Genomic DNA, 13,950 nt, shown 5'->3' on the forward strand with positions numbered 1-13,950 from the left:
GCGACCCCAAACAAAAGGCGCTGCCAGCTTTTGGCTGCAGCGCCTTTTTCATTCACTCCTGAATTGATAGCTGCTAGTGCATATGAATCATGCACTAGCGGCCTATTTCACCTGAACTACTCTTCTGCGGCCGCCGCGCGGATGGTGTCGCGGCCGTTGCGGTCCTTCACCCGGCCCAGGTCGGCGTCGAGGGCGCGGGCCAGCTTGTCGGCCGCGCCGATGAAGGCGTTGGCCATCTTGTCGGCGTCGTCAGTCACGGTGATGGGCTGACGGCCCGTGACACGCGCCTCGATGCGGCAGCGCTTGTCATTGGCGCCGGACTTGCCCGCATCCACATCGGACAGAAACACCTCCAGCCGTGTCACATGGTCCTGAAAGCGCGACAGCCGGCTCTTGCACTCGTCCGTGATCCAGCGGGCCAGAGAATCGCCGCCTTGGATGTGGTCGTCCGTATTGACTTGTACTTGCATGGAGAGGGTCCTTCCTGATGAAGTTGCGAAGTCCCCATCATGGCACCAGCCTCCATACCCCCGGTAAATACATGTCAAAGGATGTTGGATGGGCTCGCACTACAACTTGTCGAGGGCCACGGCGGGTTGCCAGGGCGCCCCGGGGGGCAGCGCCCGCGCTTCGTCCACGCGCGCCATGAGGCGGGTGGCGCCCAGGTCGCCGGGCAGCCGCTTCAGCACCCGCGCCAGCTGCGCCTCGGCACCGTGCCAGTCGCGCGCATGGAAGGCCGCCAGCGCCGCGCTGCTGGCCTCGCGCACCAGGGCGTCGTCACAGGGTGTGAACACCCGCACGGGCTCGGTCTTGCCTTTGACGATCACATCGTCCAGCGCGCGCAGCGCCACCGTGGGCGGCAGCTGCGCCGCCGTGGCTTCCGACAGCAGGATGCCCGTGGCAAACGCCTTGTTGGCGCCCTCCAGCCGCGCGGCCAAGTTCACCGCGTCGCCAATCGCCGTGTACGAAAAGCGCTGGTCCGAACCCACGTTGCCCACCACCACGCGGCCCGTGTGCAGCCCGATGCGCATGTGGATGGGCGGCAGGCCGCGCGCCTGCAGATCGGCCACCAGCGCGGCCATGGCCTGCTGCATGGCGATGGCCGCAGCCACGGCGTGTTCGGCATGCCGCGGGTCATCCAGGGGCGCCCCCCAGAAGGCCATCACCGCGTCGCCGATGAACTTGTCCACCGTGCCGCCCGTGGCATGCACGATGGGCGTCATGGCGTTGAAGTAGCCGGTGAGCACCTCCACCGTCTGCTCGGCGCTTAACTGCTCGGACAGCGTGGTGAAGTTGGCCAGGTCGGTGAACATGAGCGTGACCTCGCGCGCCTCGCCGCCCAGGCGCATCAGCTCGGGCTGCGCGATGAGGCGCGAGACCACGGCGGGTGGCACGTACTGTGCAAACATGGCCCGCGTCTGGCGTGCGCGCTGGCGCACGATGGCATAGCCCACCAGCGCAGCAGCACCATAGACAGCCACGGCACCGACCGCTGGCAACAGCGGCGGCCACCACAGGCGCAGGCTGACAAACAGCCACCACGACACCGCGCCCATCGCCACCACCAGCGCCGCCGTCAGCGCCCCCGCGCCCGCCGGGTGCAGCCGTCGGTTGGCCCACAGCAGCACCGGCAGTAGCAGCATGGTGATGGCCAGGGTCCATACGTCTGACACGCTGCGCAGCCCCCCGCCAGTGAGGTGGTTGTCCAGCAGCGTGGCCTGCAGCTCCACACCCGGGAAAAGCCGCTCACCACCCACCGTGCCAAACGGCGAGTTGAACAAGTCGGCCTGCGAATGCGACAGCTCGGTGGCGGTGCGCGCCGATCGCCCCACGAGCACGATCTTGCCCTTGAAGAAACCTGCAGGCAGCAGCCCCGGCTCCAGCGCCTGGTAGTACGAGCGCGTGTCGAACGTGCCGCGCGGGCCACGGTAGCCGATCCAGTCGAAGGGGTGCAGCGCCGGGGCTTGGCCCCGCGCCTCGGCCGCACGCTGGGCCAGCCGCAGCGCAAAGCCTTCGCGTGCGGCGGGCGCACGGCGCACCACGAAGTCGTCGTCGGGCTCCACCCCGGCATCGCCCGCATCGGCGCCCGCATCCAGAAACCGCTGCAGCGGCTGAATCTCCGTCCACAGCGCGGCATTGGCGCTGTCGATCTTCTCGCGCGCGGAGGCCAACACCACCGGCAACCCCCGCCCCGCTTGCGCAATGGCGCGGTCCAGGGCTGCGTCCTCGGCCTCGGTGGACGGGTCGGCAAACACAACATCCAGCCCCACGGCAAGCGCACCTTCGGTGCGCAGCCGCTCCAGCAGCGCCGCGTGCATGCTGCGCGGAAAGGGCCAGGTCTGCTGCAGCTCCTGAAAAGTCGGCTCGTCGATAGCGAGGATCACCACGGGGACCGCCGTGTGGTGCGGCGCAGCCAGCGCCGTCAGCACATCAAAGGTCTTGAACTCCAGCGCGTGCCAGGGGCGGCTCACACTGGCCGCGAGCACCAACAGCAACGCGAGCGCCCCCGCCGCCAGCGAGAGCCACCGCTGCCGCTGCCGGGCGTGCGGCACTGCCGCCGAATCAGAAGCGGTAGCGCGCATCCAGGACATAGCGGGCCTTTTGCCGGTCCGACTTCGGAGCCCACAGGTTCATGGCCGCAAAGCCCACCACCCAACGCTTGTCCTGCGTTTCCCAGAAGCCCATCAGGTCCACACCCCAGCCTGGCGCGCGGCGCGTGAGGTTCTCCTTGTCCTCAAACCGCTCGGACCGGTACACCGCGCGAGCGCTCAGGTACAGGCGCTGCGCACTGGCCCAGGTGGCGCCCAGCGCCACGGTGTGGCGGGGGATGTAGGGAATGCGTCCCACCACCTCGGCACCACCGTCCAGCGTGCGGCTTTCGCTGTGCTGGTACAGGTACTTGGCGTAGGCCGACCAGCGACGGCTGAACATGTGGTTGACCGTGCCACCCAGGGTCTGCAGCGTGCCGCGCTCAAAGCTTGGCGTGTCTTCCAGCAGGTCGCTGGTGGACAGGTTGACCAGCTGCGCGTTGCGCATCTCTTCGAGGAACGGCAGGCTGGGTGTGCGCAGGTCTACGCCGACGGTGCCAGGGTTGTTCACCCGCAGATGGTCGGCGCGCAGGCCCACGAAAGTGCTGGCGCCCACCTCCATGCCCAGCTGCGCCACCGTGCGCTTGTGGCGGCCCCCGGCTTCGACCAGCCGGTCTTCAACGGGGATGCCCGCAGTCTCCACGCTCGCAAGGGTGGAGACGCTCAGGGGACGCATCCAGTCCTGGTAGGCCACGCGCAGCGTGGTGCCCGCTGCAGGCTGCCACACCGCCCCCAGGCGTGGCGTGACCACACGCTCGGTGTCCGCGCGGCGGGCTTGCTCTTCGCTGAACTGGTCCAGCCCCACCAGATAGCTCTGCGTGAGGCCGTCCACACGGTGGCGGATCTGCTGCAGGCCCAAGGCAGCGTCCAGGCTCAGCGCCGGGTCCACCCGCTGCGTGGTGGCCAGCGTGAGGCCGGTGTAGCGGCGGTCAATGCGGTTGTAGCCCGCCAGCACCAGATAGTCGCGGTACAGCCCCACGCCGGGAATGTCGGCCACCACAGCGGCCTCGCCTGCCAGCAGGTTGTTCTGGCGCTCGTGCACATGCTCCAGGGTCACACTCCAGCGGCTGCCAGGGGTGGTGTCCACCGTGTGGCGCAGCTGGATGTCGCTGAAGTCCTTGCGCGGAGCACTGCTCACGCCCATGACGCTCAGGAACGGCGGGTCGATATAGGCCGTGGGGTAGCGCAGCAGTTGCAGGTTGTCCACACTGCGGCCCAGCTTGATCCAGGTCTGCTCGGTCGGCCCCCACCGGTAGGCCATGCCCAGGGCCCCTTGGGTGACGGTGTCGTCCAGCGCCGTCTCCTGCGCGTTCTGGCCCCGCAGGCGCATGCTGAACTGGTTGGCATAGGCAAACAGGTTGATGCGCTCGGTGGGCTGCATGCCCACCCCGGCGGTGATGGCGCGGGCCCGCAGGTCGCCCTCGCCCGCCCGCATGGCGGGAAGGCGGTTGACCTGCAGGTCGAACGGATAGGCACTCACATCCGCCGTCTGTGCTTTGAAGAACCACGACACCGGCACATGGCTGTTGTCCAGGCCATTGAGCGTGACCGCAGGCGCGCGCATGCGGTAGAACTCGTGGTCCAGCGTCACGCCCACCGACCCGTGGCTGCCGGGCTGCTGCAGCAGCGGCGAAAAACGCTGGCTGCCGCCAAACGCCATGGGGTCGGTCAGGAAGCCCTGGAACAGCGCCGAGTTCTTGTTGAACTCACCCGCATAGCGGTCCGCCATGAACAGGTGGCTGCCGCCCCAGTAGGGGTAGAAGCTCTGCTGCGCCATCTCCAGCGCCCAGTCTTCCATGCCAAAGAACGCCAGCGATGCGCCCAGGTTGGCACTGCCCTTCTGGTCGTTGGCCACCTGGTTGAGCGACTTGAGGTACGGCATGCGCGCCACGGCGGCGCGCGCAGCCTCCACCGCTTCGCCAGGCTGGAACAGATCGGTGTGGATCTGCGCCAGCAACATGTAGGGCACCGGGTCCTTGTCGTCCAGCACGGTGGCCTGCTGCAAGGTGGTCAGCGCATCCTGGTGGCGGCCCAACTGGTAGTAGGCCACGGCGGTCCAGGTCTTGGCGCGGGCATAGCGTGGCTCCATCACGCCCGCCCGCAAGAACGCATCCAGCGCGGCGTCTGGCTGCCCTTGCTTGAGGTGCAGCAGCCCCTGGCCGGTGAGCGCGACGTAGTCCGCGGGGTTGTCTCCCAGCGCGGTGGCAAAGGCCTGGCCCGCCTCGGTGAACTGGTTCACAAAGGTCTCCAGCGTGCCCAGCTCGCCCCAGGCGCCGGGCGATTGCGGCGACAGCTGTAGCGCGCGCCGCAGGTTCTCGCGGGCGGGGCGTGGGTCTTCGCGCTCGGCATGTGCGCTGCCCAGGCCTTGCCAGGCGCGAGCATCGCCAGGTGCCAGCGTCTGCGCCTCGGCATACGCAGCCAGCGTGCCGGGCGCATCGCCCCGGCGCCGTGCCAGCTCGGCGCGCACCAGCGCCAGGTCGGCATGGGCCGTGCCCTGCGCCGGGGCCAGGGTGGCCGCCGCTTCGTCCACACGGTCGCTCAGGATCTGCACCCGCGCCAGTTGTGCCACGAGCGCCGGGTGGGCGGGCCAGCGCTGGAGCGCAGTGCGCAGCGTGTCGGCTGCCGCAACCCCTTCGCCCTCCATCAGCTGCACGTCGGACTGCATGAGCCACGCGGGCAACGGCGCCGCGTCGGCGGCAGCCACCTGCCGCGCCAGCAGGCCGCGCGCGGCCAGCAGGTCGCCCGCCTGGAGGGCCACGGCCGCATCGAACACATCCACCCATGCCGGCGCTGCGGAGGTGCGCGCCTGCGCCAGCGCGGCACGGGCCGCCGCCAGGTCGCGGGCCGCCAGAGCATCCCGCACGGGCACCAGTGCTGCAGGCACGGGCCCGGCCGACAGGTGGGGCACCGGGTCGGCCCGCAGTGCATTGACCCACTGGATGCGGTCGCGCGGCTGGCTCAGCACCAGCTTGACCGGGGCCTTGCCCACTTCGGCCAACGCCGCTTCGTTGGCACCCACGGACACCGAACCCTGCGCGTTGGAAAACTCCACCGTGCCCGAGAGCACGGTGATCAGCGTGCGGCCGTCGTCCTCCACACTGATGTCCCAGTCGGTGCCGCGGATGGCCGCCGTCGCAGCCGGCGTCTCCAGGTTCAGGCGACTGCCGTCGGCGCGTTTGGTCTGCGTCCACGCACGGCCGGCATTGAGCAGCAAGGTGGTCACGGGCTGCGCCGGGGTGGCCACGCCCTTGACCTGCAGCACCGTATTCTGGTGCAGGCGCAGCTGGGTGTCGTCGGCAAACAGCAGCGCCATCCTGGCGGCCTGCCGCGTGCGCACGAAGTCGCCCTGGGCCAAGGCCTGGGCAAGGCGGGCAGGCGCCCAGTCCGCCGCCACTGCAGCGCGCTGGTCGCCCGCCCCTTGCAGGCTGACGATCTCAGCCGCAGCCCCCGCAGGGACAGTGGCCCGCGCAGCCTGCGGCCAGCAGGCTACGGCGGTCGCGGCGGCCAGCACGGCGAGAGCGGACAAACGGAATGTTGGATGGGACATGTTGTGGCTTTCCGGGAAGGCGGGCATCGCGCCACCCAGTGCCCCTCCCTGGCACCGGGTGAACCGAAATTATGGCGAGCACCCCCGCAAAATCCGCCTCCAGCCGCCGGATGTGCAGACACATTTCATGAAGAAAGCCACATTTCGTAGCATGTTGTGGCAGATCGAAGGAGCCTCCTCCAGACCAAAACACCGGGGCACAGCTGCTGCACGGCACTTTCCTACAGACGCCGCAAAGGCACGGTGCTACAACCGCAAAAGTCTCTCCCTCAACGACCACAATGATCGACCACGCGCGCCACGCGCTGCCCGGAGCCCTTCCCCCATGCCCGCTGCTGCCCCCCGCCTCAAGATTGGTCTGTCCGCCTGCTTCCAGCACGCCGACCCCACCCGCCCCCTGTTCACCAACAAGACGTTGCAGTACGTGGAGCAGTCCATCGCGCACTGGATCATGTCGTCGGGCGCCATCGTCGTGATGGTGCCCTGCCCCACGGGCGAGACCGCGCGCGGCGACGTCACGCTGCGGCACTATGCCGAGTGGCTCGATGGCGTGGTGATGCACGGCGGCGCCGACGTGTGGCCCGGCAACTATGGCGAGGAGCCCCTGCGCGAGGAGTGGCTGGGCGACCGCGTGCGCGACATCTACGACCTGGCCCTGGTCAAGGCCTTTGCCGAAGTGGGCAAGCCCATCTTCGGCGTGTGCCGGGGCCTGCAGCTCATCAACGTGGCCTTTGGCGGCGCGCTGTACCAGGACATCGAGACCCAGCACCCCGGCGCGCTGCAACACCGCAACGCCACCACCTACGACCAGCATTTCCACGACATCCAGATCGTTCCCGACTCGCATCTGGCCAAGCTGTACCCCGCCATGCCCCGAGCGCGCGTCAACAGCATCCACCACCAGGGCATCAAGCGCGTGGCGCCCGAGTTCGTGGTCGAGGCCCTGAGCGAACCCGACGGCGTGCCCGAGGCCATCCGGCTCAAGCCCGCTCCAGGCCGTGGCTACATCGCCGCCACGCAGTGGCACCCGGAGTTCCACAAACAAGGCTCGAACACGCTGGACGACACGGCCATCCTCAACGACTTTCTGGCAGCCTGCGTGCAGGCCCGCGAACACCCGGTGCGGCCCGGCAAGCCGGCGGGGCTGAGAGACCGGGCCACGCGATTGCTGCGCGGTGCCTTGCGACGCCAACACAAGGCCGCCACCAAGGTTGCTGAACAATGACGCAGCCCTCCTGCGCCCTCGCCGCGCTGGTAAAGCGCCCCTGCCGCGCTGGGAGCGTGGCATGAGGCCTTTTCATTGCGCGGCGCTTCTCTGCGTGATTGCCGCTGTGGTGCTGGCTGTCGCAGGATTAGGGGGTGCGGCAGGTTTCACCCTGGTGCTCGGCACCGTGATCGAAATCATTGGCGCAATGGCCACCGGCAAGCAAGGGAATGACACCCCGCACTGAGTGGTGCCAGGCGACACCCGACGACTTCACGTACCCCCGCTGGCCAGCGCCGGCCTGACCACGGCTTCCACCTCCCCACGCAGCCACCGGTTCGCTGCATCTTGCTGGTAGCGCGCATGCCAGATCAAATACATCGGCATGGCCGGGCACACCACCGGCAAGGGTGCGCTGGCCAAGCCTGCCAGCGCCGTGCGGGCCAGCAGCGAGGGCGCAGTGGTGAGCAGCGCCGTGCCGCGCACAAACGCCGGTAGCGCCGCAAAGCCCGGCACGCGCACGGCAAAGCGTCGGCGCACGCCGCGCGCCAGCAGCTGGCGGTCCAGATCGAGCCCTCGGTGGGCTTCATAAGCCACGGTGGCATGGTCGGCCGCCAGGTAGTCGGCTTCGGTGGCGGGCGCGCTGCGCACGCTGGCGTCGTAGAACACGCGGTACTGGTCTTCGAAAAGGCGCTTTTGCACGATGTCGGTGCCATCGGGCGGGCGGGGGCTGATGACGAGCTGGCACGCGTCGGAGCGCAGCAGCTCGGCGCTGGGCGCGCCGCTGGGCACGATGCGCAGCGTGACGCCCGGTGCGGCACTGCGCAGGCGGGACGCCAGCGCGGGCAGCAGCAAATCACGCTGAAAGTCGTTGGCTGCAATGGTCAGCTCGGCATGCCAATGCATCGGGTCGAACTCGGCCCCTCGGGCAAACCGCTGCATCTGGTGCAGCATGTCCCGCGCAGGCTGGGCCAGCGCCTCGGCGCGGGCGGTAGGCACGATGCCGCGCCCGCGCTTCACGAACAGCGGGTCGCCCGTGATGGCGCGCAGCTTGTCCAGCAGGTGGCTCACGGCCGACTGGGTGACGCCCAGGCGTTCGGCCGCTGCCGTGATGCTGCCGGTTTCCAGCACGGCCAGCAGCAGTTTCAGCAGGTGGCCGTCCAGCTGCGATCCATCGAAATTGCTCATGCATTCGATGATGTTTTCAGGCTTCATCTTTGGCAATGGCGCGCCGACACTGCGCTCTGACTTACATCAAGCCCCGGAGACTTCCATGCCTTCCCCACTGCCCCCGATCCCCGGCACCACGCCGTTCGATGGCGACCAGGCCCGCAAGGGCTATGCGCTGAACAAGATGTGCTTTTCGTTCAACGACGAGGCCAACCGCAAGGCCTTTCTGGCCGACGAAGAGGCGTACATGCGCAAGTACGGCCTGAACGAACAGCAGGCCGCCGCCATCCGCGCCAAGAACGTGCTGCAGCTGATTGCCGCGGGCGGCAACGCCTATTACCTGGCCAAGTTCGCGGGCATCTTCAAGCTGGACATGCAGGATATCGGCGCACAGCAGACGGGCATGACCAAAGACGAATTCAAGGCCAAGCTGGTGGCGGCGGGCCGGGACTGATCCGCGCGGCGCTGCGCCTTTTCCCCCTTCCCCACCCCCACCCGTTCACGCTGAGCCTGTCGAAGCGCCGCACCAACGACGCGCCCGGGCTTCGACAGGCTCAGCCCGAACGGTTGGGGGGCGGCAACCCCGTCCTCTCAAACACTGCATCTGGAGACATCCCATGGCACAACTCATCGGCGGCCTCGGCACCTCGCACATCCCGGCCATTGGCAACGCCATCCACAAGGGCCTGCAAAGCGATCCGTACTGGAAGCCCTTCTTCGACGGCTTTCCGCCCATCCGCCAGTGGCTGGGCGAGAAGAAGCCCGACGTGGTCGTGATGTTCTACAACGACCACGGCCTGAACTTCTTCCTCGACAAGATGCCCACCTTTGCCGTGGGCGCGGCGGCGCAGTACCACAACGCCGACGAAGGCTGGGGCATCCCCACCCTGGCGCCGCTGCAGGGCGAGGTGGACCTGTCCTGGCACCTCATCAACACGCTGATCGACCAGGAGTTTGACGTGACCACCTGCCAGGAGATGCTGGTGGACCACGCCTGCACACTGCCGCTCAAGCTCTTCTGGCCCGAGGGCGAGTGCCCCGTGGCGGTGGTGCCGGTGTGCATCAACACCGTGCAGTTTCCGCTGCCCTCGGCCAAGCGCTGCTACGCACTGGGCAAGGCCGTGGGCCAGGCGATCCAGAGTTGGGACAGCGACAAGAAGGTGGCGGTGATGGCCTCGGGCGGCCTCAGCCACCAGCTCGACGGCGAACGCGCGGGCTTCATCAACAAGGCATTTGACCTGCAGTTCATCGAGAGCCTCACCACCAACCCCGAGTGGGCCACGCAGTTCAGCGTGCACGAGCTGGTGGAAAAGACCGGCACCCAGGGCGTGGAACTGCTGATGTGGCTGGCCATGCGCGGGGCCCTCGCCACCGCCCGCGCGGGGGTGCGGCGAGTGCACAGCAACTACCACATCCCCATTTCGAACACGGCCACGGCGGTGATGGCGCTGGAAACGGTCTGACCGCGTTGATTTCAAGCATTTTTGGCTGCTAGCGCTTATCCATCAAGCGCTAGCAGCTATCAATTCAGGATCACACAACCCCTGCGCATTCTCCCCAGGCTGGCATCAGGCATTGAATTCACTGTAAATTCATCCAGTGAATTTACAGTCCAAACTCGCCATCCTGGCCGATGCGGCCAAGTACGACGCCTCGTGTGCATCGAGCGGCGCTGCGCCGCGCGATTCGGTGGGCGGGCGCGGCATGGGCTCGACCGAGGGCATGGGCATCTGCCACAGCTACGCGCCAGACGGGCGCTGCATCTCGCTGCTCAAGATTCTGCTCACCAACTTCTGCCAGTACGACTGTCTGTACTGCGTGAACCGCGTGACGAGCAACGTGCCCCGGGCGCGCTTCACGGTCGATGAGGTGGTGCAGCTCACGCTGGACTTCTACCGCCGCAATTGCATCGAGGGGCTGTTCCTCTCCGGCGGCATCATCCAGAGCCCCGACTACACCATGGAGCAGGTGGTGGAGGTGGCCCGCGTGCTGCGCGAGGAGCACGACTTTCGCGGCTACATCCACTTGAAGACCATTCCCGACGCATCGCCCGAGCTGATGCAGCGCGCCGGCCGGTATGCCGACCGCCTCTCCATCAACATCGAGCTGCCCACGGCCGAGAGCCTCACGGCCCTGGCGCCCGAGAAAAACAGCGCCGCCATCGACCGGTCCATGGCCCGCATGGCGGTGCACATTGGCGAATCGCGCGCGGCCCGCAAGGAGCAAGCCGCGCAGGCCATCGTGTCGATGCCGCAGTCGCGCACCACGCGCCGGGCCAGTGCGCCGCTGTTTGCGCCCGGCGGGCAAAGCACGCAGATGATTGTGGGCGCCGACGCCACGGACGACCGCACCATCCTCGCCACCAGCGCGCGCCTGTACGGCGTGCACCGGCTGCGGCGCGTGTACTACTCGGCCTTCAGCCCCATTCCCGATGCCGCGCGCGCCCTGCCGCTGGCCGCACCGCCCACCGTGCGCGAGCACCGGCTGTACCAGGCCGACTGGCTGATGCGCTTTTATGGCTTTACGCACGACGAGATCGTGCCGCCCAGCCAAGGCAATCAGGTCGGCATGCTGGCGCTGGATGTGGACCCCAAGCTGGCCTGGGCGCTGGCGCACCGCGAGCGTTTTCCGGTCAACCTCAACACCGCCCCGCGCGAACTGCTGCTGCGCGTACCCGGCTTTGGCGTGCAGACGGTAGACCGCCTGCTGGCCGCCCGCCGCGTGCGCCGCCTGCGGCACGCCGACCTGGCGCGGCTGCATGTGCCGCTCAAGAAGGTGCTGCCGTTTGTGGAGGCGGCCGACTACCGCCCCGGCCGTGCGCTGGAGGCTGCTGACCTGGCTGCACAGCTGGCGCCGCCGCCGCTGCAGCGCAGCCTGTTTTGAGCGCACAGTTCCGTTAGGCACGAATGCAGCGCCACACCCTCACGCTGGACCACCCCACCGACTGGCAGGGGTTCCGCGCCGCCGCTCGCTCCCTGGTGCAAGCCAACGTGCCCCCGCAGGCGGTGGACTGGCGCTGCGGGGCCGATGCGGCTGAAGACCTGTTTGCACCTGAACCTCACAGCCCATACGCCCTGCCGCCGCCAGCCACCGATGCGCCCACGCTGCGCGTACCGCCCGACTTTGTGCGCCTGTGCGAGCAGCTCATCCTGCATCGCGATCCGGCCCGCTTTGCGCTGATGTACCGCCTGCTGTGGCGCATGGCGCAAGGCGGCGCGGAAGCCGACGCCGCGCGACAAGACCCGCTGGACGCCGACCGCATGTTGGCCCACCACATGGTCCGCGCCGTGCAGCGCGACATGCACAAGATGCACGCCTTCGTTCGCTTTCGGCCTGTGGTGGAGCCCGATGGCAACACCCTGCACATGGCCTGGTTCGAGCCCGACCACTACATCACCGTGGCCAACGCGGGCTTCTTCATCCGCCGGTTCACGCAGATGCGCTGGGCCATCCTCACGCCCGACGCCAGCGTGCGCTGGGACGGCCAGCAGCTGCACACCGGCCCCGGCGCGCAGCGCAGCGACGCGCCTCCACCCGACGCGGGCGAGGCGCTGTGGCTCACCTACTACCGCCACATCTTCAACCCCGCGCGGCTCAAGCTCACCATGATGAAAAAGGAAATGCCCACGCGCTACTGGCACAACCTGCCCGAGGCCGCGCTCATCACCGAACTGGCGCAGACAGCGCACGAGCGCAGCGCGAAGATGGTGGAGGCCAAGGCCACCGTGCCGCGCAGGCGCATCGCAGCGCCATCGCCGCGTTCGCAGCCCGCCGCAGGGGCGCCACTCATCCCAGCGCCGCCTCGCGCATCACCCGGAACTGAGGGGCCGATACCGGCGACGTCCAGCGCCACGGCAACACCTGCGGCCGCCACAGGGCGCGCAGCACCGTGAGGCGCAAAACGCGTTGTGCGCCAGGCCAGGTAGCACGCGCTGCACGCTCCCACAGCACCTCGGCCTGCGCTGCAATGTGCAGCAAGCCGCCCTCTTCATAGTCCACCACCAGCAAGCCTGCCAGCGGGTGCAATGCGAGGTTGCCCAGGGTGTTGAAGAACTGATTGCCCGGGTAGTCCGGCAAGCTCAGCACCACACCACCCGGTGTATGCGCCACCTGCACAAAGCCCGGCTCGCCACCCCGGTGCGACACGTCCACGCCTTCACTGTGCCCGGCACCGGGGCGCGGCGCCGAGGCACTGGCAATGAACAGCGTGTCGGCACGCTGCACACGCGCGATGGCGGCTTCGTCCAGCTCGGCGCCCAGCCACTGCGTCGGGCCCGGGGCAACCAGCGCTGCGCGCAGGCCGGGCTCGCGAGCCTGGATGTATTTGGGGCAGTTGCCAAAGCTCTGCACCACCTGCACGCCCAGGCCATCGTCGCCAAACGCCGTCACCCGCCCGTTCATGCGGTTGCGTCGCCGGGTGTGCGGCTCCAGCCCCAGCACGCCCACAGCAGCGCCGGGCGCCAGGTGTGCAAGCACCGGGTCCTTGGAGTCCGGCGCGGTCGCGATCTGCATGCGCAGCGCATCGGGGGTGTGCACAAAACCGGGCGGGCCGGCAAGCATGGTGGCCCACGGCTGGCCTTGGTCATCCAGCGCCCCCAGCAGCAAGGTGGGCAGCTTTTCAAACAGCTCGCGGTGCTGGTCGGGCATGTGGTCGCGCAGCACCATGGCACCCACGGCCGCCATGCGCTCGCGCACACCCACGCGCGCCTGCAGGGCCTGCTCGCCAGGGTGGAATGCCTCGGGCGGCACCGGCACCGCAACCGATGCAGCGGGTTCGGTGGCTGTCATGCCGCCACCTGCTCGGCCGTGGGCAGCTGGTCGGCCAGCGACGGATAGCCCGGCAACGCCTGCATGCGCGCCACCCAGGCCGCAATGCGCGGGTAGGCCTCCAGCGGCAGCCCCGCCAGATACGCCTGCGAGGTGTAGCTGACCATGGCCACATCCGCCAGGCTGGGCGCTGCGCCCCCGAGCAACCAGGCCCGCCCCTGCAGTTCGTCCTCCATGAAGGCCAGCAGGCGCTTGCCGGTGGCCTGCGCGACCTCGTTCATGGCACGGCCCGTCAGCGTCGCAAAACGCGGCCCACCGATGCCCGGCGCCAGAAAGCCCGCCGCCAGGCTGAACCAGCGCTGCAGCTGCGCCTGCCCCACGGCGTCTTGCGGCAGCCAGGCACTGCCGGGGGCGTAGCGCAGCACCAGGTACACCAGGATGCCATTGCTGTCGCTCAGCACCTGGCCCGCGTCCACCAGCACGGGCACCTGGCCCAGCGGGTTGAGCGCCAGAAACTCCGCGCGCTGGTGTTCGCCGCGCAGCAGGTTCACGTCGATCAGTTCATAGGGCAGCCCGAGCAGGGACAGCATCAGCTCCACGCGATGGCAATGGCCCGAGATGGGCATGCGGTACAGCTGGAGCGGGGTGGTGGGGAACATGGTGAATCCTCGTCG

At 68.4% G+C, this 13,950-nt stretch carries 12 protein-coding genes; 6 read left to right on the plus strand and 6 right to left on the minus strand.

Annotated features, from left to right (window positions below; genetic code table 11):
- Positions 1-116 precede the first annotated feature (116 nt).
- From ASD94_RS13690 to ASD94_RS13700, 3 genes are all read right to left on the minus strand, one after another.
- Complete coding sequence (locus ASD94_RS13690) at positions 117-470, minus strand: HPF/RaiA family ribosome-associated protein (RefSeq protein WP_056643818.1); 354 nt, start codon at positions 468-470, stop codon at positions 117-119.
- Positions 471-569: 99 nt separating this feature from the next.
- On the minus strand, positions 570-2,591 hold the full coding sequence (locus tag ASD94_RS13695; RefSeq protein WP_056643820.1) for a CHASE2 domain-containing protein: 2,022 nt from the start codon (positions 2,589-2,591) through the stop codon (positions 570-572).
- Positions 2,563-6,135, minus strand: coding sequence for a TonB-dependent receptor domain-containing protein (locus ASD94_RS13700; RefSeq protein WP_056644133.1), 3,573 nt, complete (start codon positions 6,133-6,135; stop codon positions 2,563-2,565). The genes ASD94_RS13695 and ASD94_RS13700 overlap by 29 nt, the downstream gene beginning before the upstream one ends.
- 325 nt (positions 6,136-6,460) lie before the next feature.
- Between ASD94_RS13700 and ASD94_RS13705 the strand changes: the two genes are divergently transcribed.
- Both ASD94_RS13705 and ASD94_RS23635 read left to right on the plus strand, forming a co-directional pair.
- Positions 6,461-7,360, plus strand: a complete 900-nt coding sequence (locus ASD94_RS13705; protein ID WP_056643822.1) for a gamma-glutamyl-gamma-aminobutyrate hydrolase family protein — start codon at positions 6,461-6,463, stop codon at positions 7,358-7,360.
- A 61-nt stretch (positions 7,361-7,421) separates the two neighbouring features.
- On the plus strand, positions 7,422-7,586 hold the full coding sequence (locus ASD94_RS23635) for a hypothetical protein (protein WP_156391433.1): 165 nt from the start codon (positions 7,422-7,424) through the stop codon (positions 7,584-7,586).
- Positions 7,587-7,612: 26 nt separating this feature from the next.
- On the opposite strand, the gene ASD94_RS13710 is transcribed toward ASD94_RS23635, so the two are convergent.
- Positions 7,613-8,554 (minus strand): LysR family transcriptional regulator, encoded by a 942-nt coding sequence (locus ASD94_RS13710; protein ID WP_199226395.1) that lies wholly within the window; start codon positions 8,552-8,554, stop codon positions 7,613-7,615.
- Positions 8,555-8,612: 58 nt separating this feature from the next.
- Here ASD94_RS13710 and ASD94_RS13715 point away from each other — a divergent pair, with 58 nt between their 5' ends.
- The 4 genes from ASD94_RS13715 (at position 8,613) to ASD94_RS13730 (ending at position 12,402) form a co-directional block, all read left to right on the plus strand.
- Positions 8,613-8,963: a protocatechuate 4,5-dioxygenase subunit alpha gene (locus ASD94_RS13715; RefSeq protein WP_056643824.1), complete on the plus strand. Its 351-nt coding sequence runs from the start codon at positions 8,613-8,615 to the stop codon at positions 8,961-8,963.
- A gap of 163 nt (positions 8,964-9,126) precedes the next feature.
- Positions 9,127-9,972, plus strand: a complete 846-nt coding sequence (locus ASD94_RS13720) for a class III extradiol dioxygenase family protein (protein WP_056643825.1) — start codon at positions 9,127-9,129, stop codon at positions 9,970-9,972.
- 136 nt (positions 9,973-10,108) lie between these two features.
- Complete coding sequence (locus tag ASD94_RS13725; RefSeq protein ID WP_056643827.1) at positions 10,109-11,392, plus strand: putative DNA modification/repair radical SAM protein; 1,284 nt, start codon at positions 10,109-10,111, stop codon at positions 11,390-11,392.
- A gap of 23 nt (positions 11,393-11,415) precedes the next feature.
- Complete coding sequence (locus ASD94_RS13730) at positions 11,416-12,402, plus strand: TIGR03915 family putative DNA repair protein (protein WP_056643829.1); 987 nt, start codon at positions 11,416-11,418, stop codon at positions 12,400-12,402.
- Here the strand turns inward: ASD94_RS13730 and ASD94_RS13735 are convergent.
- The gene (locus tag ASD94_RS13735; protein WP_056643831.1) at positions 12,296-13,297 is read right to left on the minus strand and encodes a pyridoxamine 5'-phosphate oxidase family protein; all 1,002 of its coding nucleotides are present in this window, start codon (positions 13,295-13,297) and stop codon (positions 12,296-12,298) included. The genes ASD94_RS13730 and ASD94_RS13735 overlap by 107 nt on opposite strands.
- Positions 13,294-13,935 carry a glutathione S-transferase family protein gene (locus ASD94_RS13740; protein WP_056643833.1) on the minus strand — a complete coding sequence of 214 codons (642 nt, stop codon included), beginning with the start codon at positions 13,933-13,935 and terminating at the stop codon, positions 13,294-13,296. The genes ASD94_RS13735 and ASD94_RS13740 overlap by 4 nt, the downstream gene beginning before the upstream one ends.
- Positions 13,936-13,950: the final 15 nt, after the last annotated feature.

Origin of the sequence: Acidovorax sp. Root70 (assembly GCF_001428225.1) — a bacterium.
Taxonomy (GTDB): Bacteria; Pseudomonadota; Gammaproteobacteria; order Burkholderiales; family Burkholderiaceae_C; genus Acidovorax.

Coding starts and splice junctions, on each gene's coding strand:
- ASD94_RS13690 (WP_056643818.1), bottom strand. CDS start 470: ATGCAAGTACAAGTCAATACGGACGACCACATCCAAGGCGGCGATTCT.
- ASD94_RS13695 (WP_056643820.1), bottom strand. CDS start 2,591: ATGTCCTGGATGCGCGCTACCGCTTCTGATTCGGCGGCAGTGCCGCAC.
- ASD94_RS13700 (WP_056644133.1), bottom strand. CDS start 6,135: ATGTCCCATCCAACATTCCGTTTGTCCGCTCTCGCCGTGCTGGCCGCC.
- ASD94_RS13705 (WP_056643822.1), top strand. CDS start 6,461: ATGCCCGCTGCTGCCCCCCGCCTCAAGATTGGTCTGTCCGCCTGCTTC.
- ASD94_RS23635 (WP_156391433.1), top strand. CDS start 7,422: ATGAGGCCTTTTCATTGCGCGGCGCTTCTCTGCGTGATTGCCGCTGTG.
- ASD94_RS13710 (WP_199226395.1), bottom strand. CDS start 8,554: ATGAAGCCTGAAAACATCATCGAATGCATGAGCAATTTCGATGGATCG.
- ASD94_RS13715 (WP_056643824.1), top strand. CDS start 8,613: ATGCCTTCCCCACTGCCCCCGATCCCCGGCACCACGCCGTTCGATGGC.
- ASD94_RS13720 (WP_056643825.1), top strand. CDS start 9,127: ATGGCACAACTCATCGGCGGCCTCGGCACCTCGCACATCCCGGCCATT.
- ASD94_RS13730 (WP_056643829.1), top strand. CDS start 11,416: ATGCAGCGCCACACCCTCACGCTGGACCACCCCACCGACTGGCAGGGG.
- ASD94_RS13735 (WP_056643831.1), bottom strand. CDS start 13,297: ATGACAGCCACCGAACCCGCTGCATCGGTTGCGGTGCCGGTGCCGCCC.
- ASD94_RS13740 (WP_056643833.1), bottom strand. CDS start 13,935: ATGTTCCCCACCACCCCGCTCCAGCTGTACCGCATGCCCATCTCGGGC.